At 46.7% G+C, this 21,478-nt stretch carries 25 protein-coding genes and 1 pseudogene; 14 read left to right on the top strand and 12 right to left on the bottom strand.

The genetic code is table 11. From position 1 onward, the window contains the following. Nucleotide 1 precedes the first annotated feature (1 nt). Nucleotides 2-823 (bottom strand): MbnP family protein, encoded by an 822-nt coding sequence (locus OGH69_RS00190; RefSeq protein ID WP_265172414.1) that lies wholly within the window; start codon nucleotides 821-823, stop codon nucleotides 2-4. Nucleotides 824-1,046: 223 nt separating this feature from the next. Continuing rightward, nucleotides 1,047-1,403, bottom strand: coding sequence for a hypothetical protein (locus tag OGH69_RS00185; RefSeq protein ID WP_265172413.1), 357 nt, complete (start codon nucleotides 1,401-1,403; stop codon nucleotides 1,047-1,049). Between the two features lie 95 nt (nucleotides 1,404-1,498). On the opposite strand from OGH69_RS00185, the gene OGH69_RS00180 reads away from it, so the two are divergent. Further along, complete coding sequence (locus OGH69_RS00180) at nucleotides 1,499-1,984, top strand: hypothetical protein (protein WP_265172412.1); 486 nt, start codon at nucleotides 1,499-1,501, stop codon at nucleotides 1,982-1,984. 80 nt (nucleotides 1,985-2,064) lie between these two features. Then, complete coding sequence (locus OGH69_RS00175; protein ID WP_265172411.1) at nucleotides 2,065-2,460, top strand: hypothetical protein; 396 nt, start codon at nucleotides 2,065-2,067, stop codon at nucleotides 2,458-2,460. A 51-nt stretch (nucleotides 2,461-2,511) separates the two neighbouring features. Here OGH69_RS00175 and hemL read toward each other — a convergent pair whose 3' ends face one another. Genes hemL through OGH69_RS00160 form a run of 3 tightly spaced genes read right to left on the bottom strand, consistent with a single transcriptional unit; the run spans nucleotide 2,512 to nucleotide 5,567 of the window. Further along, the gene (gene hemL, locus OGH69_RS00170) at nucleotides 2,512-3,798 is read right to left on the bottom strand and encodes a glutamate-1-semialdehyde 2,1-aminomutase (protein WP_265172410.1); all 1,287 of its coding nucleotides are present in this window, start codon (nucleotides 3,796-3,798) and stop codon (nucleotides 2,512-2,514) included. A gap of 5 nt (nucleotides 3,799-3,803) precedes the next feature. Next, a complete protein-coding gene (locus OGH69_RS00165; RefSeq protein WP_265172409.1) occupies nucleotides 3,804-4,673 on the bottom strand; it encodes a glucosaminidase domain-containing protein in 870 nt (289 codons plus the stop codon). Between the two features lie 3 nt (nucleotides 4,674-4,676). Beyond that, on the bottom strand, nucleotides 4,677-5,567 hold the full coding sequence (locus OGH69_RS00160; protein ID WP_265172408.1) for a 1-aminocyclopropane-1-carboxylate deaminase/D-cysteine desulfhydrase: 891 nt from the start codon (nucleotides 5,565-5,567) through the stop codon (nucleotides 4,677-4,679). Nucleotides 5,568-5,675: 108 nt separating this feature from the next. Between OGH69_RS00160 and OGH69_RS00155 the strand changes: the two genes are divergently transcribed. After that, the gene (locus tag OGH69_RS00155; protein WP_265172407.1) at nucleotides 5,676-8,045 is read left to right on the top strand and encodes a GAF domain-containing protein; all 2,370 of its coding nucleotides are present in this window, start codon (nucleotides 5,676-5,678) and stop codon (nucleotides 8,043-8,045) included. Nucleotides 8,046-8,131: 86 nt separating this feature from the next. Here OGH69_RS00155 and OGH69_RS00150 read toward each other — a convergent pair whose 3' ends face one another. After that, complete coding sequence (locus tag OGH69_RS00150; RefSeq protein ID WP_265172406.1) at nucleotides 8,132-9,310, bottom strand: Pycsar system effector family protein; 1,179 nt, start codon at nucleotides 9,308-9,310, stop codon at nucleotides 8,132-8,134. Nucleotides 9,311-9,336: 26 nt separating this feature from the next. Here OGH69_RS00150 and OGH69_RS18230 point away from each other — a divergent pair. Then, nucleotides 9,337-10,269 (top strand): annotated as a pseudogene (locus OGH69_RS18230) (metallophosphoesterase); the annotation flags it as partial. Between the two features lie 456 nt (nucleotides 10,270-10,725). Here the strand turns inward: OGH69_RS18230 and OGH69_RS18225 are convergent. The 3 genes from OGH69_RS18225 to OGH69_RS00135 form a co-directional block, all read right to left on the bottom strand. Next, entirely contained in the window at nucleotides 10,726-10,944 is a 219-nt protein-coding gene (locus OGH69_RS18225) for a hydrogenase iron-sulfur subunit (protein ID WP_372339323.1), read from the bottom strand. A 2,100-nt stretch (nucleotides 10,945-13,044) separates the two neighbouring features. Next, a complete protein-coding gene (locus OGH69_RS00140; RefSeq protein ID WP_265172404.1) occupies nucleotides 13,045-13,893 on the bottom strand; it encodes a hypothetical protein in 849 nt (282 codons plus the stop codon). Nucleotides 13,894-14,019: 126 nt separating this feature from the next. Then, nucleotides 14,020-14,508, bottom strand: coding sequence for a hypothetical protein (locus OGH69_RS00135; protein ID WP_265172403.1), 489 nt, complete (start codon nucleotides 14,506-14,508; stop codon nucleotides 14,020-14,022). A 220-nt stretch (nucleotides 14,509-14,728) separates the two neighbouring features. Here OGH69_RS00135 and OGH69_RS00130 point away from each other — a divergent pair, with 220 nt between their 5' ends. The 4 genes from OGH69_RS00130 (at nucleotide 14,729) to OGH69_RS00115 (ending at nucleotide 16,840) form a co-directional block, all read left to right on the top strand. Then, the gene (locus OGH69_RS00130) at nucleotides 14,729-15,256 is read left to right on the top strand and encodes a YciE/YciF ferroxidase family protein (RefSeq protein WP_265172402.1); all 528 of its coding nucleotides are present in this window, start codon (nucleotides 14,729-14,731) and stop codon (nucleotides 15,254-15,256) included. A gap of 14 nt (nucleotides 15,257-15,270) precedes the next feature. Beyond that, the gene (locus tag OGH69_RS00125) at nucleotides 15,271-16,125 is read left to right on the top strand and encodes an SDR family oxidoreductase (protein WP_265172401.1); all 855 of its coding nucleotides are present in this window, start codon (nucleotides 15,271-15,273) and stop codon (nucleotides 16,123-16,125) included. Between the two features lie 25 nt (nucleotides 16,126-16,150). Beyond that, nucleotides 16,151-16,456, top strand: coding sequence for a hypothetical protein (locus OGH69_RS00120; RefSeq protein ID WP_265172400.1), 306 nt, complete (start codon nucleotides 16,151-16,153; stop codon nucleotides 16,454-16,456). Nucleotides 16,457-16,564: 108 nt separating this feature from the next. Further along, nucleotides 16,565-16,840 (top strand): hypothetical protein, encoded by a 276-nt coding sequence (locus tag OGH69_RS00115; protein ID WP_265172399.1) that lies wholly within the window; start codon nucleotides 16,565-16,567, stop codon nucleotides 16,838-16,840. Nucleotides 16,841-16,916: 76 nt separating this feature from the next. Here the strand turns inward: OGH69_RS00115 and OGH69_RS00110 are convergent, their stop codons facing one another. Continuing rightward, nucleotides 16,917-17,222 (bottom strand): hypothetical protein, encoded by a 306-nt coding sequence (locus tag OGH69_RS00110; protein WP_265172398.1) that lies wholly within the window; start codon nucleotides 17,220-17,222, stop codon nucleotides 16,917-16,919. Between the two features lie 220 nt (nucleotides 17,223-17,442). Between OGH69_RS00110 and OGH69_RS00105 the strand changes: the two genes are divergently transcribed. The 6 genes from OGH69_RS00105 (at nucleotide 17,443) to OGH69_RS00080 (ending at nucleotide 19,878) form a co-directional block, all read left to right on the top strand. Further along, nucleotides 17,443-17,667, top strand: coding sequence for a hypothetical protein (locus OGH69_RS00105; protein ID WP_265172397.1), 225 nt, complete (start codon nucleotides 17,443-17,445; stop codon nucleotides 17,665-17,667). Nucleotides 17,668-17,669: 2 nt separating this feature from the next. Further along, entirely contained in the window at nucleotides 17,670-17,960 is a 291-nt protein-coding gene (locus tag OGH69_RS00100) for a SemiSWEET family sugar transporter (protein ID WP_265172396.1), read from the top strand. A gap of 91 nt (nucleotides 17,961-18,051) precedes the next feature. After that, nucleotides 18,052-18,504, top strand: coding sequence for a hypothetical protein (locus tag OGH69_RS00095; protein ID WP_265172395.1), 453 nt, complete (start codon nucleotides 18,052-18,054; stop codon nucleotides 18,502-18,504). Between the two features lie 4 nt (nucleotides 18,505-18,508). Further along, nucleotides 18,509-18,652 carry a hypothetical protein gene (locus OGH69_RS00090; protein ID WP_265172394.1) on the top strand — a complete coding sequence of 48 codons (144 nt, stop codon included), beginning with the start codon at nucleotides 18,509-18,511 and terminating at the stop codon, nucleotides 18,650-18,652. 35 nt (nucleotides 18,653-18,687) lie between these two features. Continuing rightward, nucleotides 18,688-19,155: a hypothetical protein gene (locus OGH69_RS00085; RefSeq protein WP_265172393.1), complete on the top strand. Its 468-nt coding sequence runs from the start codon at nucleotides 18,688-18,690 to the stop codon at nucleotides 19,153-19,155. A gap of 51 nt (nucleotides 19,156-19,206) precedes the next feature. Further along, a complete protein-coding gene (locus OGH69_RS00080; protein ID WP_265172392.1) occupies nucleotides 19,207-19,878 on the top strand; it encodes an MgtC/SapB family protein in 672 nt (223 codons plus the stop codon). 142 nt (nucleotides 19,879-20,020) lie between these two features. Here the strand turns inward: OGH69_RS00080 and OGH69_RS00075 are convergent, their stop codons facing one another. Both OGH69_RS00075 and OGH69_RS00070 read right to left on the bottom strand, forming a co-directional pair. Beyond that, a complete protein-coding gene (locus OGH69_RS00075) occupies nucleotides 20,021-20,740 on the bottom strand; it encodes an SRPBCC family protein (RefSeq protein ID WP_265172391.1) in 720 nt (239 codons plus the stop codon). Nucleotides 20,741-20,869: 129 nt separating this feature from the next. Beyond that, nucleotides 20,870-21,301, bottom strand: a complete 432-nt coding sequence (locus OGH69_RS00070; protein WP_265172390.1) for a hypothetical protein — start codon at nucleotides 21,299-21,301, stop codon at nucleotides 20,870-20,872. Nucleotides 21,302-21,478 lie beyond the last annotated feature (177 nt).

The following is a 21,478-nucleotide window of genomic DNA, read 5'->3' as shown; positions in this document are numbered from 1 at the left end:
ACTATTCGTGGTGGCCGCTTCCGCCGTTATGCACATGGTCGACAGAGAACATATTCAGCGTGTTGCCCGCAATGGTAATCAGGTTTTCCCCGCCCATGATGGCTGCTCCCGTACCGGCAGGATTTAAATTATCTGATAGTTTTATCTTTTGCTGCCCGTCCAGTATTACGTTGGCATTAGTCTTCACGTGGATGGACGGCACTTCACCCTCGCGTACACGGGCTGTTGTGGGCAGGTTAAGGGTTATCTCCCGGTAATTATCGGTTGCGGTGTTGCTGCCCTGGTGCACCTGGAAAATCTTATCCTCAGGTGATGCTGCGGTATTGAACGTCCCTTCAAAATTGATGAATCGGTAACCGGTGCTCCATGTCCAGGTCATCTCATTGGCCGCTGCTAAATCCCAAAAACTCTGCTGTGCCGTTTCGCCCTGCAGATACCGCTGCTGGTCGACACCAATGCCAAAACGCACTTTCTTATAATCGCCTTCGGGGATGTTTTCAAGATGGACGGTAAGCATGTCATTCTCCTGGCTGATAACAAAATAGCTTTCCTCCTTCGGATAAACGTATTCGGTACCGTCTTCTTTGATAAGTATAAAATTGCTCACAATATAGTTGAGCCTGTTGATGGTTAGCCGTTCGCCATTGGAGTTGGTATAAGTTGTGCCTAGGATCAGCGCATCGCCGGCCACGCCATTGTCAAAATATACCTCGGCATCACCAAAGGCATTTGGGTTTACAGTTGTGCTGTCATCGCTGCTGCATGACACAAAGAGGGTTGCTGCCGCTACTAGGGCCGCTATGTATTTTAATTGAATTTTCATTTTGATTTGTATTTATTCGTTAAGCAAATAGCCTCATACGGCGAGGCCGCTACCACAAGTGGATATTTTTCACCACAAAGAGCACAAAGGACTTCACTGGCTTCACAAAGCTGTACGCCGAAGCTCACAAAGCGAAGCGTAAAATTTGCGCCCTTTTACAAGACAAGACCAATTTGTGAACTTTGTGAAAAGTCCTTGTGACCCTTGTGGTAAAAAAACTTCTTTACGAAATAAATACAGGCGGGTGGAAAAACGAAGATGCATCCAGATGGGAATAGCTGTTGCAGTATTCCGGCATGGCAACAAAAGAGTTTAAACCGGTTTTTGATGAAAAAGCGAATTGCGGCAGTGTTTCGAAGAATAAAACCTCAACTTCCGCATGGCCTGACTTCTTTTCGGAAACAGGCTTTTCATCCTCAGCAGCTTTGGCAAGCTCTTTCGCAAGATGGCATTTACCATTACAGTGGAGCTCGGGCTTTGCCTTGTTTTCACAAAGCTCTTTGGCTATATACTCATAATTGATAATGTAGTCCAAAACAGGAAGAACCGGTTTAAGGAGTATCATCAATGCTATGGCCATGACCGCTTTTTTCACGGTGCAAAGGTAATTGGCGAAAAAGGATTACAAAAAATATTTCAGCCAATTTTTAAACCTTTTTCATTAATAGCGGTCTTATGGATATAAACTCAAAAATTAAAATTATGAAAATGTGGATCTTAGCATTGGCAATGATGGCAGGTGTAACCATGAATGCCCAGCATGGGGAAAGAAAGCATGAAGGTAAAAAACACGACAGGGGGCAAATAGAGCATTTCACTCCTGAGCAAAGGGCAGAATTGCAAACAAAGAAGCTAACCCTTGAACTTGACCTTACCGATAAGCAGCAAGCCGACATAAAAGCGTATTTTACAAAGAAGAACAAAGAGCATGAAACAATGAGATCGTCTATGAAAGCAAAGCACCAGGCGGGTGAAAAGCTCACTTCGGATGAGCGTTTTGCCATGCAAAGCAAACTAATGGATGAAAAAATTGCAGCAAAGGCTTTCTTCAGCAAAACACTGGACGCTAAACAACTGGCTAAGTTTCAGGCAATGAAAAGCGAGCGAAAAGAAAAAATCACAAAAAAACATGAAAATTTGAAAAAGAGGTGGCGCAGATAAATTTTAAGTGTTAAAGTTTTGCGATGTTTAGCAAATTAGTTAGATTTGGCATATAAACACTAAACAAATAACCGTTTATCATGAAAAAAATAATTGCTCTTTTCGTTATCATGCTGGCTTTCGGAGTAAACGCCAATGCACAGCAAACCAAAGCTAAAGCAGCACCTGCGCCTGCTAAAGCTGCGCCCGCAACGGCTAAACAACAATCGTATGATGTTGAAGCAGTAAGGAAAGCTGCCTCAAGGGATCTTGAACTTATGTCTTCATCACTTGATTTGACTGAAGACCAGAAAAAAGATTATAAAGGCCTGTTCGAAACCAAGCACCGCACACTTATAACGAACCCAAACCTGTCTAACGAGCGTAAGGCCGTTATTGCACAGAACATGGAAACAAAAATAAAGTCGTTACTGGATTCAGACCAGCTTGCAAAACTGGATTCAAATCCTGAGCTTCTGAAGGCGCTTATCAACTAAGCAACTTTTCAAATTATAAAAAAACCTCCGTATCAACGGAGGTTTTTTAGTTTATAGCGTTTTCGAAACCCGCCCTATTGCAGCAATGGTCTCATCAAGGTCTTCGTAAGTAAGCGCATCGGTAATGAACCACGTTTCATAAGCAGACGGCGCGATGTAACTACCTTCGGCCAACAGCCCATGGAAGAACTTTTTGAAGGTTGCATTATCCCCTTTTCCTGCTGATTTAAAATCAGTTACAGGCGCGGCATCAAAGTGCACCGATATCATGGATCCTGTTCGGTTAATCGTATAAGCAAGGCCTGCTTCCTCCAGCTTTTCACGGATACCCTTTTCAAGATAGGCTGTCTTTTCTTCCAGCCTTTGGAAAATGCCTGCGTCAGCGTTAAGAGCCTTAAGCATTTCCAACCCGGCAGCCATGGCCAGCGGGTTGCCCGAAAGCGTCCCTGCCTGGTATACAGGCCCAAGCGGAGCCAAATAATTCATTATCTCATTACGTGCAGCAAAAGCCCCCACCGGAAGCCCGCCGCCTATTACTTTCCCGAAAGCCACGATATCCGCCTTGATATTGAAAAGCTCCTGCGCCCCGCCTTTTGCGAGGCGGAACCCTGTCATTACCTCATCGAATATCAATAATGTGCCATTGTCGTCACACAATTTCCGCAATCCTTCCAGGAAACCTTCTGCAGGAGGCACACAGCCCATATTGCCCGCAACCGGCTCTATGATGATGGCCGCAATTTCTCCGGCATTGGCAGCGAATAATTCTGCTACGTTATTGAGGTCGTTATAAGCTGCAAGGAGTGTATCTTTTGCCGTGCCCTGGGTTACACCGGGGCTGTTAGGCGAACCAAAAGTCACCGCCCCGCTGCCCGCCTGTATCAGGAACGAATCGGAATGGCCATGGTAACAGCCGGCAAATTTGATGATCTTGTCGCGTCCTGTAAACCCGCGGGCCAAACGTATGGCACTCATACAGGCCTCGGTTCCCGAGTTTACAAAGCGTATCTTATCGATATTGGGCACCATAGAAACGGCCAGTCCGGCTATCTCAGTTTCCAGGGCGGTAGGCATACCAAAAGAAGTACCTTTCTTCGCCCTGTCAATTACGGCATTGACCACTGGTTCATAAGCATGACCCAAAATCATTGGGCCCCATGAGTTGATATAATCAATCAGGCGGTTGCCGTCCTCATCATACAAATAAGCCCCTTTGGCTTCTTTTACAAAAATGGGCGTCCCTCCCACGGCCCTGAAGGCACGCACAGGAGAGTTCACGCCGCCCGGTATTACCTTTTCTGCTTCGGCAAAAAGGCGGCTGCTGCGTTCGTATAGCATCTGTTTTATTTTACTTTTAGTACCTGCCCGATAGAAATGGCATTGTTTGACAGCCCGTTGAGGCGCATCAGCTCATCTACCGACAGGTTGTGTTTCTTAGAAATAGAGTATAGCGTATCGCCCTGCACCACACGGTAGGAACCGGCGGCAAGCACTTCTTCTGTTGCTGCTGGAGCCGCCTTGGGTGCAGGCTTAACATAGGTTTTGTTGAGTACCTCGGCATCATATGCAGCAAGGTCATAGCGTTCAATAAGGCCGATAAGCTTTTCAGGGTATTTCGGGTCGGTGGCATATCCGGCCGCCCTCAGTCCGCGTGCCCAGGCTTCATAATCATCCTTACGCAACTGGAAAAGCGACGCATACCTTCCCCTTGTCGTTAGGAACAATGAGTGGTCGTTATACGATTCGGCTCCTTTTGCGTATTTCCTGAAGCATTCCTGCTCGGCATCATCGTCGTGGTATACTTTTTCGCCATCCCAGCCTGTATGGCACTTGATGCCGAAGTGGTTGTTGGCATTGACGCAAAGCGTGCCTCTCCCGGCTCCGGACTCCAATATGCCCTGCGCCAGCGTAATGCTGGCCGGAATGCCGTGGCGGCGCATGTTGTCTTTTGCTATTTCCTTATACTCGAGTACATAGGCCTTTACCATATCCGAGTAAACTACAGTTTTTGAGGTAGATTCCAGCGTTTCAGTAGTCCTGCCGCTGTTGGAATTTGAGGCGGTAGACGTTTTGGTGTTGGCAGGTTTCGGTTTCTTTTTCGATGATGTCTTTGTTTTGGCTACGCCGCTCTTGGTTGTCTGGATGCGCGATTTTGATGTGCCGCAACTCACAAGCAAACCTAACACTGCTAAAGCTAAAATTTTTCTGAACATATCTCACGTTTTAATTATGGGTAATTTCTTTCTCATTAACTCCCTGTTCATCCCGGCTATGCCCTGCAATCCACCGGTATGGATGAGCAGTATATCGGAATTTTCAGGAAATATCCCTTTATTTATCATGTCTATAACGCCAAAAAACAGCTTTCCCGTATACACCGGATCCAGCAATATACCTGTTTCCACGAAAAAATCGTTCATAAAGGCTATCAGTTCACCGGTTACTTTTCCGTAACCGCCAAAATGATATTCCTCAACAAGCTCCCAGTTAGCGTTTTTTGCAAAGATAGCGATCTCCTCCTGTAATGCCGCACCTTTGAGCGCCGGAAAGCCTAAAACCCGTTGGCCCGCACCGGCAGAATTAATCAGCCCAGATATCGTTCCTCCCGTACCCACAGCACAGCACACATGCGTAAACTGCTCATCACCAGCCGACAATATTTCCTCACAGCCTTTCACAGCCAAAGCGTTTGTGCCACCTTCGGGTACCAGGTAAAAATCGCCAAATTCTTCACGCAATGCCGCAATGAATGCCACGTCTGTTTTATCCCGATACTGCTCCCTCGATACAAATTTAAACTTCATTCCGCAGGATTCGGCAAAAGCCAGCGTTGGGTTATCTACAATTTTATCAACCAGTTCCTCGCCCCGGATGATGCCAACCGCCTCAAAGCCATACTCCTTACCCGCTGCGGCAGTCGCGGCGATGTGGTTGGAAAAAGCCCCGCCAAAAGTGAGCAAAGTGGTTCTCCCCTCCTCCTTGGCCCGAAGGATATTGTACTTAAGCTTGCGGAATTTATTGCCCGAAATATGAGGATGCAGAAGGTCTTCGCGCTTTACGGTAAGCCGGATGTTGTGGGGAAAAGTTATGTTTACAGCCTGGTTCATCTGCCACAAAAGTAACGCTATTCCATCACAGGCCAAAAACCTTTACAATATTGAATCCCCGCGAACGAAAATTTCGTAATTTTACTGACTATTTGTAATGACCGAAAGATGGAAGTTGAGCACCATATAGAAAGCCCGCTAATTGCGAAAATATCGTTCCATAAAGTACTTGAAACGCTTGAGGAAATTGCCGAATCGGATGTAGATTACCGCTCCGATTATGCTAAGGCGCTCCTGCGCCACACGGCACCTTTCCCGGAACTGCGTGATGGGATTACCGACCTTTCCCTGCTTGAGAAGCACGAAAAGCTGATAAAAAACCTGCTGGCCGACCTGTTCCCGACTGCACTGACCAAAAATGAGATCAAGGCGGCTGCCATTCCTTTCTTCAACATTACCTTTAATCATACCGAACGTTTCAAAAAGATACTCATGAATGCGGGTGAGGACTTTGGCATGAGCATCCGTAATTTTGACGACCACCAGTTTTATGTGTTTTGCTGCTGCCTGATACTCAACAGCTATTATGGCCACCATTTTGATTTCAGCAAGCCATTGTTTTATGACATTCCCGACAGCGAGGGCATAATGAGGCATTACCGCATACTGTATAACGCCGACTTCCTGGAGCTGCTCCCTACCGAAAAGGCTGTTGACATTGCCGATGACGATGTTGCACTGCTGATGGACAACTTTGACAACCTGGAATTGTGGAAGGAGAAATTTCCTCCCGGAAGCTGGATATGCAAGGGGTTCGGGATTGTTTCCTTATTTGATGCCACAACCGAAAGTGCCATTTCCAACCTGAAATCGAACCTGCTGGTAAGCGATGAGTTGAAGGAAATAGCCAAAGCTAATTTCGAAGGCATTTTTCGATCGATATACCAGATTCCTGATCTGCGGATAGGCTTCACTGAAGTAAACACCGAAGACAACCTGTTTACGCTCGCACCCTTCCAGGAAATAAAAAGCCATATACTAAACGGTTCGGCGGAAATGAGCTGCAACAGCATGCTTTGCGATGAAACACTGGATAGCATGCTCGAGGATAAGGAGTACTTCATACTTTCGGACGTAGAGGCATATAAATCCGAGGAAGGCGCCGACATAGGATTTGCCGGGCACCTGCTGGCACAGGACATACGAAGCTGTATTTTTGCACCCATCATAAAAAACGGAAGGCTGCTGGGCTTTATTGAGCTGGTATCGTCCCGTCCTAAAGAACTCAACAGCATCAATGCCAATAAGCTTACTTACATCTTGCCTTTCCTTACAGATACCATAGACCGGTACTATTCGGAACTGCAAAATGAGGTGGATGCCATCATACAGAACGAATATACGGCCATACACCACAGCGTCTACTGGAAATTCCGCGAAGAGGCGCTGCTGCACATAACTTCCAAAGACAAAAAGGACCAGGCCTATAAAGAAATCGTGTTTCGGGAGGTATATCCGCTATATGGCCAGATAGATATCAAGGGATCATCTACAGCGCGCAATGAGTCCATCGAAAAAGACCTTATATTACAGATAGAAAAGCTGTTATCCGTCTTCCGTTATATCTTCAAAAATGAAAAGCTGCCACTGATAGAGCAACATATCTTTGAACTGGAAAAACTGGAAGAAGAACTTAAAGGACCGCTAAAGGCCGATACCGAATCGGGCGTACAGGCTTACATCATTAGCGAAGTGCACCCGGTGCTGAAACATTTTGACTCTTCGAATGCCGAAGTGCATAAAAGAATAACGGATTATTTTGAAACACTGGACAGCAAGATGAAAATGGTGTACGACAGCCGTAAGCATTTCGACGATGCGCTGTCCATCATCAACAAACAGATGGCCGAGGTGCTTGACAAAAAACAGGCCGAAGCTCAGGCGTTTTTTCCGCATTATTATGAGCGTTTCAAAACCGACGGCGTAGAGCATAACCTGTACATTGGCGCATCCATTTCGCCAAAGCACACCTATAGCCCGTTATACCTCAACAACCTAAGGTTGTGGCAGCTGCAGGCCATGTGCGAAATGGAAAACGAATACTACAAGCTGCGCCCCGGGCTGCCGTATGACCTGGATGTAACGTCGCTGATACTGGTGTTCAGCTCACCGATATCGATACGTTTCCGGATGGACGAGAAGCGATTTGACGTTGACGGCACCTACAATGCACGATATGAAGTGGTAAAGAAACGCATTGACAAATCGAACATAAAGGGTACTAAAGAGCGCATTACCGAGAAAGGCAAAATCACCATTGTATATTCGCAAAAGCAGGAAGAAGCCGAATACCGCAGGTACATACAGTTCCTGCAGCACAAGAAGATGCTGGGCAATGTGGTAGAAACTTTTGAAGTGGAAGACCTCCAGGGGGTAACCGGCCTAAAGGCACTGCGCGTGTCGGTAGCGTATGACAGCAACAAAAAGCAGGAAACCACATATAGCTATGAAGACCTGCTTAAGGAGCTGAATGCATAATACAAAACGCCCGGATAATCAATCGTAAGTGTCATAAATACGCTCACTTCTACTTATGGTGTTTTCCTACTTATGGTGTTTTAACATTAAAGCGCCTTAAACGCATATACAAAGGCAGAAACCGAAGCCAGTATGCCTATCATGAAAATGGTATAGGTAATGCGCAGCAGCTTGTATTTGCGATGCAGAACCAGTCCGAGATAATACAGGTCCTTTATCATTGAGCCGTACAGGTAGTCGCGGCTTTTCATCATCTCGTTCATGGCCCATTCGTATTCCTCCAAGGGCATTTTATAGAAATTGCCGAAGAACAGCAGGTTTACCTTGCGTCCATCGATATCTTCCCTGGTAAATGTCCCGCTTGTAACTTTTGGCCTTGTAGACAATATCGCAAAAATGATGGTTGCCACTGTAAAAACCATCAGTATGAGCGTGGGCATAACGAGGTGGGCATTCGACGGGCTGTCGAGCTTGGGAATAATTGTAGTAAGCACGATAGAAATGATGATTGCATTTACCGAGAGCAGTATGTTGGCCTTGCTGTCGGCAATTTCGCTAAGGCGGGTATGGTTATTTAGCGTTACCCGGAATACGGTGTCAATTCCCCTGTCGGGGCGCTCCAGTTTTTCAAGTTTCTTTTTGTTTATTTTGTCCTTGGATTTTTTCCTGGTGCCATCAGCATCGGCAATCTCTTTTTGCAGAATGGCAATGTTGGCCTCCTTTAGCGGTTGCAGTACCTGTTTACCATAATCCGTAAAAAACCGGTGATCCTGCATGAGCATCTTCCGGTTGCCCATAGCCCATTCCTTGTCACTAAACGTGCGTGCCTGTGTTACCTTCCATTCCTCTCGCAGCAGTTCGGACAGCATGGGATAATTTTTATCGGCAAAGTGGGAACAATCGGCGTCCTTGATGATTTTTTCACAAAGCGTTTGGGGCTCCCTGCCCGGCTTTGTCACTTTTATCAGCGTGGCAACCTGTGCGGCTTTATCTCCGGGGTAGCCGTTTTGTATAAGAAATGCCTCAGCTTCAATGGCACTGCGGTCTTCATGGTTGTCCGGCCCTTCAATATATCCTATATCATGGAACCAGGCAGCCAGCAGGATAACCTCCATATCATCCGTAACCCCTTCCTCTTTTGCTATGGCGGCGGCATTGTTCACCACGCGTAAAGTATGGTTGAAATTATGATAAATGTAATCGGGAGATAACTTATCTTTGAATAGATGGAAAACATGGCTTTCCGCTTTTTGAACAATATCCATAGGTAGGTAATTAACACAACCAAATTATGAAATTCTTTCCGGATACGGTAGCTGCCAAGGTAAATATTAAGATTATAACCTGTATGCTTGCCGCGATGTCCCTGTTTTCCTGTGCTACTTACAAGCCTGAATATGGCATGAACACCGGGCCGGCACCTGTTTCAGACACCGCAGTTGCCAAAAAGCCGGCCCACCGCTTTTACCTGATAGGCGATGCGGGCTATGCCAATGAGCCCCATACACAGGCCATGCTGGGCATTGTGAGCGGCAAACTGGACAGGGAAGGAAAGAACACAACGCTGTTTTACCTTGGCGATAACATTTACCCGGAAGGAATGGTTCCTGACAACGGGTCGCAGGCACGCAAAGATGGTGAAGCCAGCCTTGCATCGCAATTGAAGCTGTCTAAATTATTTCCCGGCCAAATATTGTTCATTCCCGGCAACCACGACTGGTACAATGGCTACGACGGACTGCGTGAGCAGGAAAAATTCATAAACAAATATACCGGCAAAAAAACATTCCTGCCGGGCAAAGGATGTGCCATAAAGGATGTTGAGATAAACGACGACATTACGGTGATTGCCATAGACAGCCAGTGGTATATTGAGGATTGGGATGACTACCCAAGCATAAATGACGACTGCGACATAAAAACCCGGGAGGACCTGTTTACAGAGTTTGAAGACCTACTGAATAAGAACCAGAACAAAGTGATTGTGGTAGCGATTCACCACCCGCTGATGAGCAATGGCTCTCATGGGGGCCAGTTTTCATGGAAAAAACAGCTTTTCCCGCTTCCGTACAACGTCCCGCTTCCGGGTATAGGATCCCTCATCAACCTGGCACGAAAAGCATCGGGCTACAGCACGCAGGACCTCCAGAGCCGTATATATGCAACACTTTCCAAAAGGATAAAAACACTCATACAGGATAAGGACAATGTAATCGTAATATCAGGCCATGACCATAACCTGCAATACATCCGCCATGACAACATCCACCAGATCATAAGCGGTGCGGGCTCAAAAGTAGAAGCAGCGCGAACCCTATACCCCGAAGATTTCTCCTATGGCGGTACAGGCTATTCAATACTCGACATTAATGAAGACGGTACGGCAAGGGTATATTTTTACAGCATTAAGGACGGGAAGGAAGAACAGGTTTTTGAAAGGAACCTGCTGGAAAAGAAAAAAGTTGCCATAAAAGACTATCCCGATACCTTTCCAAAGACAGCATCGGCTTCCATCTATACCCCGGAGATGACCGATAAAGGCGGTACCTACCGGTTTTTCTTCGGAGAGCACTACAGGCAATACTACAGCACGCCGGTTGAAGCCCAGGTGGTGCGTTTGGACACCCTCTATGGCGGACTGAAGCCCAAAAAAGCAGGAGGAGGCCACCAAACCCATTCCTTACGGCTGGAGGGCCCGGACGGCAGGGAATATTCCATGCGTGCCCTCAAAAAGAGCGCCACCCGTTTCCTGCAGGCGGTGGCATTTAAGGACCGCTACATGGGCAATACCTTTGACGACACCTTCGCCGAAAAATTCCTGCTGGATTTTTACACTACATCGCACCCTTATACACCTTTCATTGTGGGGAACCTGGCTGATAAAGTGGATGTAGGCCATACCAACCCAAAATTGTATTATGTGCCAAAGCAGGATGTGCTGGGCGAATACAACACTTCATTTGGAGACGAACTGTACATGATCGAGGAGCATGTACACAAAGAACAGCGGGATACGCCTGGCTTCGGGAAGCCGGATGACATTGTTGATACCGGTGAAATGCTGGAAAACCTAAGGAAAGACCACAAATACAGCATGGATGAAAAGGCTTACATACGTGCCCGCCTGTTTGACATGCTCATAGGCGATTGGGACAGGCATACAGACCAGTGGAAATGGGCCGAATATAAATCGGATGGCAAGGTATTTTACAGACCCATCCCGAAAGACCGCGACCAGGCCTTTACAAAATATGACGGAACGCTTTTTTCCATCATCATGAATATTCCGGCACTTCGGCATATGCAAAGCTTTAAGGAGGACATAGGCAATGTAAAATGGTTCAACCGCGAGCCTTATCCGCTTGACCTGGCTGTAATTACTGCCTCGACAGAGGCCGACTGGCTGGAGCAGGCCGCCTACATTAAGGAAAACCTTACCGATGCGGTGATAGATGAAGCCTTTGCCGGCCTGCCAAAAGAAGTACAGGACGCAACCATTGATGAAATAAAGGAAAAGCTGAAGATAAGGAGGGGCCATCTAGAGGAGTTTGCCCTCGAATACCGGAAAGTTTTGCTAAAAACCGTACTGATAACAGGAACTGATAAGAAAGACAAATTTCGCATAATACGCGGCGCCGGCGGTGTAACCACTGTAGAAATGTACAGCATGAAAGACAATGTGGAAACACTGGTGCAAAGCCGCACGTACAATCGGGACCAAACAAAGGAAATATGGATTTACGGCCTCGATGACGACGATGTTTTTGAAGTGAGCGGGAAACCGGAAAAGCCAATAATGCTGCGGTTGCTTGGCGGCCAGAACCACGATACCTACCGCATTGAAAACGGCAGGAAAATAAAGCTATACGACTTTAAGAGCAAAAAAAACACCTATGAAACCGACAGCCGTACCGGAAGGGTTATAAGCGACGACTATGAGACCAACAGCTATGACGCTGAAAAACCAAAATATAATGTAGTTGCCGGCTATCCAAGCATTGGCTACAACCCCGACGACGGCGTGAAAATAGGCGCCATTGCCGATTATACCATAAATAATTTTAACCGCAGGCCATTTTCGCAAAAGCACAACCTGCGAGGCAATTACTACTTTGCCACCGATGGCTTTGAGCTGAAATATGCAGGAAAGTTCATGAATGCGGCATTGCGCTGGAACATCGGGGTAGACATTGTGTATACCAGCCCCAACTTTAGCATCAATTACTTTGGATTAGGTAATGAAACAGAGAACATCGACGACCAAAGGGGCATGGACTACAACCGCGTCCGCCTGCAAACTTTTAGTTTTGCACCCTTTATATTTAAAGAAACACGCAATGGCAGCCTAACCTCGTTCGGTGCGGTATTTGAAACGATCGAAGTCGACGAGTCTACAAGCCGATATGTAAACGAACCGGGGATACTGGATTTGTCGCTCTTTGAACACCGTCAGTATGCCGGGGTGAATGGCAAATACAGCTTCGAAAATTATGACAATGCCGCACTTCCCGCCCTCGGGATGTTTTTTTACATCTCCGGTGGGTGGAAAACAAGCCTTGACGACACCAACCGCAACTTTCCTCATGGCGAGGCGGCCGTAGGATTGGTGCATAACATTACGGCAGATGAAAGCCTGGTCTTTGCCACCATGGCTAAAGGCAAAGCCTTATTCGGCAACGACTTTGAGTTTTACCAGGCAGCCACACTGGGAGGCGATAACGACCTGAGGGGCTACCGCAGGGAGCGATTTACAGGCAAGCGTTCGGTATTTCAAAGCACTGACCTTCGCCTGACTATAGGTAGTGTAAAGACAAGTTTCGTCCCTATGAAGTACGGTATCTTTGGCGGATATGACTTTGGGCGTGTCTGGATTTCGGACGATCCCTCCAGGAAATGGCACCAAAGCGTGGGCGGCGGCGCGTGGCTCAACGGGCTTGACCTGGTCACGGCACGCGTTTTCTATTTTCAGGGCACCGATGGCGGCCGTATAGCTTTTGGCTTAAATTTTGGCCTTTAAAATAGACAGTTTCGTTTCATACAGCCTGCCCCCTGCGTGCTTGTCTTTCTCATCCGCAACAAAAAGTACATCGGCATCCTTAAAAGCGAGTCCCTCCTTTTGCGTAATGAAACCCAGCTCTACAGGCTGCAGTTCATAATTACCGTCGCCAAATCCCGGCATCAGCCATATTTTATCGCCCGAAAGCAATACGGCGGTCTTCCCGTCGGGGCTGATGTCGGCTGCGGTTATCGCACACTTGTTATAATTTCCGCAGGATTTTAATGAAGCCATCAGCTTTGCTTCGTGCCTGCCCTCTGCGTTAGGCACGCTATACATTGCAAAACTGCCGTCAAATCCCTTGCTCCTGTTTTTTGTAAAAATGTAAAAAGTGCCATTATGCTCAAAAAAAGCTTCGGCATCATATAGCATTTCCGATTTCTTTGGAGGGAAGGCCTTTTGACCCGGATAATAAAATTCAACCTTTGCTGCAATGCTGTCATATTTGCCTGCATTCAGTTTATAAATGGCCAGGTCGCGGCGCTTGTTGTCATTATTACCAAAATCTCCAATATAGAGATTGCCCTTGGCATCCGACGCAAGGTCTTCCCAGTCGTTGTTTTTAGCATTGGCGACGGTATAGGTTTTAAGTATATTCCCTTTTTCGTCAATTGTATACAGCTTGTTATCGTTACCACTGTCTTCGAGCGCCCAAAGTCCCGAGTTTGGGATGTACTCAAGGCCGGAAACCTCTTTCAGGTCCAGCTTTCCTTTTTCTTCGAGAAGGCCGGGATCGTTGCATGAAAAAAGCAACGGAAGCAGTACGGTGATAACAACGGTAAGGTTTTTCATAATTCTCATTTTCGTAAAATTACGAACACCGTCCGCGAATGCCTATTTTTTTTTGATTTTTTAAGTAAAAAAACCACCGGCAGCACCGGTGGTTTCTTCCACTATTAAAAAAAATCAAAGTCCAGGTTAAAAAAGCGGGGCTTCGTACCATTGAGAAACGGTAGTACAAGGTCCGCGCCCCTTCATTATCGTTCCACCGTCAACCACTACCCTCCACCTGTAGCAGGCAAAAGCAGGTAATGACTGGTAGCCAACCGTTATAGTAGCCTGGCCGGCTGGCAAAGAAGTAACTGTACCGCTGGCGTAAGAAACTGTCGCGCCTGTACCGCTTGTTTGATCTTCGCAATCAGAAAGGTTTTCCATCTCTATCCTTGCCCTGTAATTTACATTGGGAGACATGCCGGTAAGCGATGCCGTAAAAACAAGTATGGGCTTATTGATTCCCTGGGAAAGATCTACGGTAACAGTGCCATTCACCGCATCCAGGCAGGTTGGGTTTGTTACTGATGTCAAAGTCCTGAACGCTGTTTCGGCCGATGCATCATCCTGTGTCATATCATCGGTTGAACAAGAAGCAAAAAACAATAAAACGGGCAATAGCAAAAGCTTTTTCATGTATTCGTGGTAGTAAGGTGGTAATAATTACAGATGTTTTTCAGGGCAAACTTATTGACGCAAAACTTTATTCGAAAATTAATTAGCAAAAAAACGTTCAAGTGCTAATTTTTAACGATGAGTTACACAAACAATTTAAATTAAGGCTGTTAATCCCGAGTTAATTGTCCTGCCATTGCGTTTTGAGATTGGTAACTTTATAAAAACAAAAGCAAAAAGCATGATAGCAGCCATTGCAAAAAGCCATAATGAAGCCCGTGAACTTAGGGGACTTTTTGAGAAACAGCTCCGGCAACTATACTGGGCGGAAAGCGCCATGGTAAATATCCTGGGCAGTATCATAAAGAGTGCCACTTCGAAAGATTTGACAGGATTGCTGGAGCGCCACCGTTTTGTAACCAATGGGCACATCGGGCGTATTGAGGACATCTTCAGGGCAATCGGCCTGGAAGCGGAGGAAGAGCAGTATGAGACCGTCCAGTGCCTGCTGAAAGAAGCCCTTGAATTCATAGAGGCTACAAAGCCGGGTGTAGTGCGCGACGCGGGCCTTATAGGTGTGCTCCAAAAAATAAAGCATTACGAAATTGCCTGTTACGGCACGATGAGGGCTTATGCCATAGCGTTGCGGGAAGAGGATGTCGTACTGCTGCTGGAAGAGACCCTGAATGAAGAAAAAGGCGCCGACCTGCTGCTGACATCCATCGCTGAATCGCATATCAATATTGAAGCAGCCGATAAAGAAATTTAAATACGATAAATGCTATGGAAAAACCAACTTCATTCCCACAGCAGGAGCAAAGCCAGCCGGGCGACGAGCATAAAATGATGCCTGAGCCGGAATTTATCCGGAAGGATTATAAAGGCAGTGGCAGGCTGCAGGGAAAAGTGGCACTCGTAACCGGCGGGGACAGCGGCATAGGCCGCAGCGCTGTAGTGCATTTTGCCCATGAGGGCGCTGATGTAGCCATCGTTTATTACAACGAGCACAAGGATGCTGAAGACACCAAAAAGCTTGTGGAGGAACAGGGCCGTAAATGCCTGCTGATAAGCGGCGACCTTAAAGACGAGGAGTTTTGCAAAAAAGCAGTACAAAAAACTGTCGCCGAACTGGGCGCGCTCAATATACTGGTAAACAATGCTGCGGTACAATTTCCTGAAAAGGAATTTAAAGATATAACCGGCGAACAGGTACGGGAGACATTTGAAACAAACATTTACCCGTTTTTCTACATGACGCGTGAAGCGCTCAAACACCTGGCAAAGGGCGACAGCATCATCAACACTACCTCGGTGACTGCCTACAGGGGCAGCGAACACCTGATAGACTATAGCAGCACCAAGGGGGCAATAGTAACATTTACACGCTCCACATCAGCCATGCTCGCTGAAAAGGGCATACGCGTAAACGGCATAGCGCCAGGACCTGTATGGACACCTTTAATCCCTGCAAGCTTTGAGCCTGATGAGGTGGCTAAATTTGGGCAGGATACACCGATGAAGCGCGCGGGGCAGCCAAGTGAGGTAGGGCCTGCCTATGTATTTCTTGCCAGTGAGGATGCTTCCTATATTACAGGGCAGGTAATACACATAAACGGTGGCGAAATGACAGGAGGATAATTTATTAATACTAAAATTTAATACCATGGAAAATAATGCAAATGGCCGAAATGACAACTATCAGGGCCGCAGGACAAATGAGATACAGGGCCATGAGAGCAGGCTCGAAGAGATAAAAAACCTGAAACCGGACCCCACTTTGCCGTATGATGACCCGGCAGTGATAAACCCGGAAGAGCTGGCATCATTCCCGAAGAAATCGGAGATCATGGATGCTGCAGAGCTTGAAGCAGAAAATGAAACCCATCTGGTAAACCGGAGATCGCCGGTGCGTGAAGGCCGGAACATTATCCGTACAGACAATGATCCCAACAACGACGGGTTTATGTAATACTAAGGGCTTCGGCCCTTTTTTTATGCAGGATTTATAAATTAACGCTCCCCATGTTAAAGATTGATTAAAAAATTGTATCTTTATACAACTACAAATCAAACGATTATGGGACATCAATCAAACAACGGCCGCCGGGATCAGGGTGATTTGGGCGGACACATGAACGAGAGGCACCCTAATGATTATTCAATGATGCCTTATGAAGACCCTGCGCTCGTCAATCCTGATGAGCTTGCCACCTTCCCGAAAACGGCTAAGTCGGGCGGATACCACAATTACCACGACCATGAGCTGCACGAGATCACTAAAAGAACTCCGGTTCGCGACGGGAGGAACATCACCCGTACCGATAATAATCCCGACAGGCATGGATTTATGTAAAACATAATGTAAAGCCACAGGCACAAAAAAAAAAAAGCTGCACGTATGCAGCTTTTCTGTTATAGAAGGGTATTTGTTACTTTTCTTTCCTGGCCGGTGACTTTTTCTCATTTACAGCAACAGCGGTTGCAGTGGTTTTAACTGCTGCCGTGTTGGTGTCAGTTTCGGATTTGCTTCCTGTATTCGTATTCTCCTGAACACTGTCGGCTTTGCTCTCTGCATTTTCTGCCTTGGCAGGTTCTTCAGTTACGGGTTCTTCCGTTACAGGTTTCTGGTATTTAACAACCTCATAAATAGTTGGGTCCGGTTGTTTTGGATATGATTGTGCTGATACGGCCAATGTTCCAAATAATGCTGCTAGGGATAAAATAATCTTTTTCATGATTTCCGGATTTTTGTGTTTCTATACTGTAAAATTACTTTATGCAAAACAGTTATATCACAAGATTTGGTTAACGTTAACGCTTAAACTTTTCGTAAAAAAGCCCGTTTTTTAAGAGCATTTTCAGTTAAGGTTTTTAACGTCCCGCTGAGGTTAACTGCAAGTTAATGAAAGCACTGCCGATTACAATGTTCACTATCTTTATAGAAACTATGATGAGATGCCGCGATACAAAAACCTTGACGGTAATTCAGGGGTCACTGCCTACGAGATCGGGAGCGACAGCATAGCTGTAGCATTTGGCCCCGATGATAAATATCTATACACCTATGCAAGCGCCGGCAAACGAATTATCGAAAAAATGAAAAAACTGGCCGTGGCAGGCAGGGGACTAAGCACCTACATCAGCCAAACCGTAAAGGAAAAATTCGAAAAGAAATTATAACTATGGATTATATTGAAATTCTTGGTTTGGCTGCAGCTTTTTTTACCACAGTGGCCAATGTGCCCCAAGCCATAAAGGTAATACGCACCCGCTCTACCAAAAGCCTCTCTGCCCCTGCTTATGCTATGCTGTTCCTCGGGCTTTCAATGTGGACAGCCTATGGCATCATTCGCAGCGACCTCCCAGTGATACTTGGCAATGTGATTGCTGCAGTACTGTGCGGAACGATACTGTGCATAAAGCTTTGGTATAAATATGTGGTGGGCGAAAAAGAGGAACCATCCGAAAACTGATTGTTATAGTATTGCCAATTAGTGTTTTATTAGGAAAACCGCTTCGTTTTATTGGGTAATTTTAGTTACAAACCACAAATATCCAAAAGCCATGAAAACACCAGCCCTGTTAAAAAAAGCCATTGTACCGGCAATCCTTATAGCCGGCCTAAACATTACAACATCATGCGACAGCTGCAGCCGTAAAGACAAAAGCGATGACGCGTCTACATATAATGAAGGCAGTGAAACTGCTGACACTACCTCTGTAACCGTTACTGACAGTACCACAGCAACTTCAACCTCAACATACAGGAGCGGGAATGCAGCCGGGACCAATGGCACCGCTACCGGCGGCAAGGGCACAAACAATGGCACATCAAAAGGTGAAGCCCTTACTGAAGAAGAAATAACCAACCGCATCGAAAACAGCAGCAGTACCGCGAGGGATGCGCAGGGCAGGCCAATTAACAGCGGCGGCACATCGGGTACAGGAATGGGTACCGGTACCGGCAGCACAGGCAATAATTCGAAAGTAACACGTCCGGAGGACCAGAAAAACTAAACTGATGATGACCGATAATCCGAAAAAAAAGGAGGAGCAAAAGGAAACTGCCATACCTGCAGGCCGGACTTCGGAAAAAAAGGACAATGATAAATTCAGTCCCGGCGAAGATCCGGACTATAACGCAGAGGTTTTTTCTACGGACTGACGCCTGCGCAAAATAAACTCAAAAAACTATGCAACATGAATACGGCAGCAAAAATAGTCCTGGCGGGGGTGGTGGGCACGACTTTCATGACATTGTACAGTTATCTCATATCCAAAAAGGAGAAACAGCAGTTTACCGAACCTGTCCTGCTCAACAAACTCATACGCACTGCAGGCAATCTACCGGAAATCAATAATGATAAAATGCATCCCGCGGGATGGCTGGCGCATTATGGCATAGGTATGGTATTCGTTATCTGCTACAGGGTACTATGGCACAGGTCGCTTAAATCACCCGGCATCCTAAAAGGGCTTGTGGCGGGGGCAGCAAGCGGTATCGTAGCTATTATAGCCTGGAGAATCATGTTTGAAGCGAACAGGAATCCGCCGCATAACGACCGCTATAAATATTACAGACAGCTTTTTGTTGCACACCTCATCTTTTCCACATCCGCCATGTTTGGGTATAAATTGCCTGAATATGCTGCCCGGCTACGCAATTAGGCCGGCGCTTGCCTGTTTTGTTGCATTTGAGTAATTTTAAATTAAAAAATAATGATATCCTGGCCTGAACTTCTACTTCGCCTTTTCCTGGCTGCCATCTTTGGGGCTGTCATAGGGCTGGAGCGCGAACGGCGCGACTGGGCGGCAGGGCTTCGCACGCACATGCTGGTTAGCATGGGGTCGGCACTGATCATGCTGGTATCGTCATTCGGGTTTCAGGACATTGTAGGCGCAAGCTACGCCGAGCTGGATCCTTCCCGTGTGGCTGCGCAGATTGTCAGCGGCATTGGATTCATAGGGGCAGGGGCGATACTTTTACGGAAACCCGGCACCGTAATGGGGCTTACCACGGCATCGGGCATATGGACAGTAGCCGGTATAGGCATGGCTACCGGCGGCGGTATGTATTTTGCAGCCTCGATCGCCACAGTATTGGCCTTCCTGATATTGTGGGGAATGCAGGTATTACAGCGCAAATTCTCCGACAAGTTTCACAATAAGTCGCTTACCATTACAGCAAAAGCCGATGCCAATCCCCGTAAGATCATCAACAAGCTTTTGGAAGACAGGAAAGTCGATTTTGCTGATTTTTCGGTAACACGCCGTAAAAAAAGCCTCGTTATCGAAGTGAAGCTACTCAATTCGGCAGGCAGCCATTTTTTACGGACAGTCGACAGCCTTAAGGACGAGGCGTATATAAAGAAGATTTCCTGGAATAAGTAGGCTCTATAGTTAAAAGACGAAAGTCATAAAGTCAAAAGTTGGATCTATAGTAATTCCCGACTTTCAACTTTATGACTTTTAACTTTATGACTTTTAACTTTATGACTTTTAACTTTATGACTTTCAACTTTACAACTTTCGACTAAGTATATATCGCCACCGTTTCCTGCTGCAGCTTTTGCGGTGTACCGGTTTCCATGTAGCGCTTAAAGCCCATTACATCTTTTCGAACCATCTTTTCAAATATCGGGTTTGCGAGTCGGGCAAATTCAGCCCCGGCTGACCCAAAAGGAGCTTCGTACGAAAATACTATATGCACCAGCGTTCCTAATTCCCCGGCATCCTTAAATTTCACTTTCCCGGCATTGGCTACCATAGAGCCCGGCATCGACCGCCACCCGATGAAGCGGTTAGGTTCTTCAGCAACGATTTCTGCTTTCCAGCTCACGGTGCCAATGCCGCCAGGCATCGCTGCCTTCCATTCTGAATGGGTATCGCCCAGCACGGTTACGCTTTCAAGGTGCTCCATGAACAGTGGCAGGTTACCCAGGTGCCTCCAGAAGTTGTATACTTCATTTACCGGCCTGTCCACGATCATGCGGGCGTGTATGTTGATGTTGGAATCATGCGGCTTTGCGGCAGGCTTACCCAATAGTTTGCTATTGAGCGTGCCGTTCTTTTGCAGGCCTTTTACCCCACGGTAAATCATGAAACCAGCAGCTGCCATTTCGAGGATGCTTTTCTTTTCCTTTTTAAAGGCATCGTACAGCAGGTATGCCCCGCCAAGGATGGATATGGCGCTCTCGATGCTGCCTAAGGTTTTCTGTGATGGGTTTACGATGGGATCAAACGGCTTTTCCATGGTGATTTTCTGAGTTGTTTTTTGCTGTATTAAAAATAAGAAACTACAGGCGTTGCACCATTTACTTTAACAATACATTAGCCTCCCCCTGATAAAAGAAAACCCTGCCGGTGAGCAGGGTCTTATAGGTTATGGCCTCGGCGTGGTGGTTGCCGGAGGCACTGCCGGGGTCGGTATCGGTGATCCCGGATTTGTAACCGGCGGCGATGTCGTCGTCGTGCTGCTGCCCGTTGGGTTTACCCTGTTGGGGTTGGCGGCACGATTGGTATTGGTGGTAGTTGTTGTTGTAGTGCGTGTTGGCGTTGTTGTCGCAGGCGTTGTAGTAGTACGGGTTGCAGGAACGTTACCCGCCTGCGTGGTGGTCGCCGGCGTAGCGGCGCGGGCGTTTGGCTGCACTGTTCCGTCGGCGTGCTTAGTGGTAGTTGTAGTTTGCATACGCTGCTGCGGCGTTACCGTAGTGCGATTGGTTGTTGTTGTAGTACGGGTACGGGTAGTATCCGTCTGTGCTGAGGCCAGGCCGAAGGCCATTAGTGCTGTCAGCGATAAGATTATCTTTTTCATGGTAATGTCATTTTTATTTATCATAAAATTACGGCGCTTCACCGTTGCAACACCTTGTTTTTGTTTTAATTAACCTCCCATTAAGCGTAATTTGGCATACATTACAAAAGTGTGTTAATCAACCCTACAGGTTTAAAATCTTATCAGGTTTTGACAGTATCGTATTCACCAATGAAA

It is taken from the genome of Flavobacterium sp. MFBS3-15 (genome assembly GCF_026107645.2).
In the GTDB taxonomy this organism is placed as follows: domain Bacteria; phylum Bacteroidota; class Bacteroidia; order Flavobacteriales; family Flavobacteriaceae; genus Flavobacterium.
Note: the sequence above shows the minus strand (reverse complement) of the source record. Positions and strands in the feature narration are given on the sequence as shown.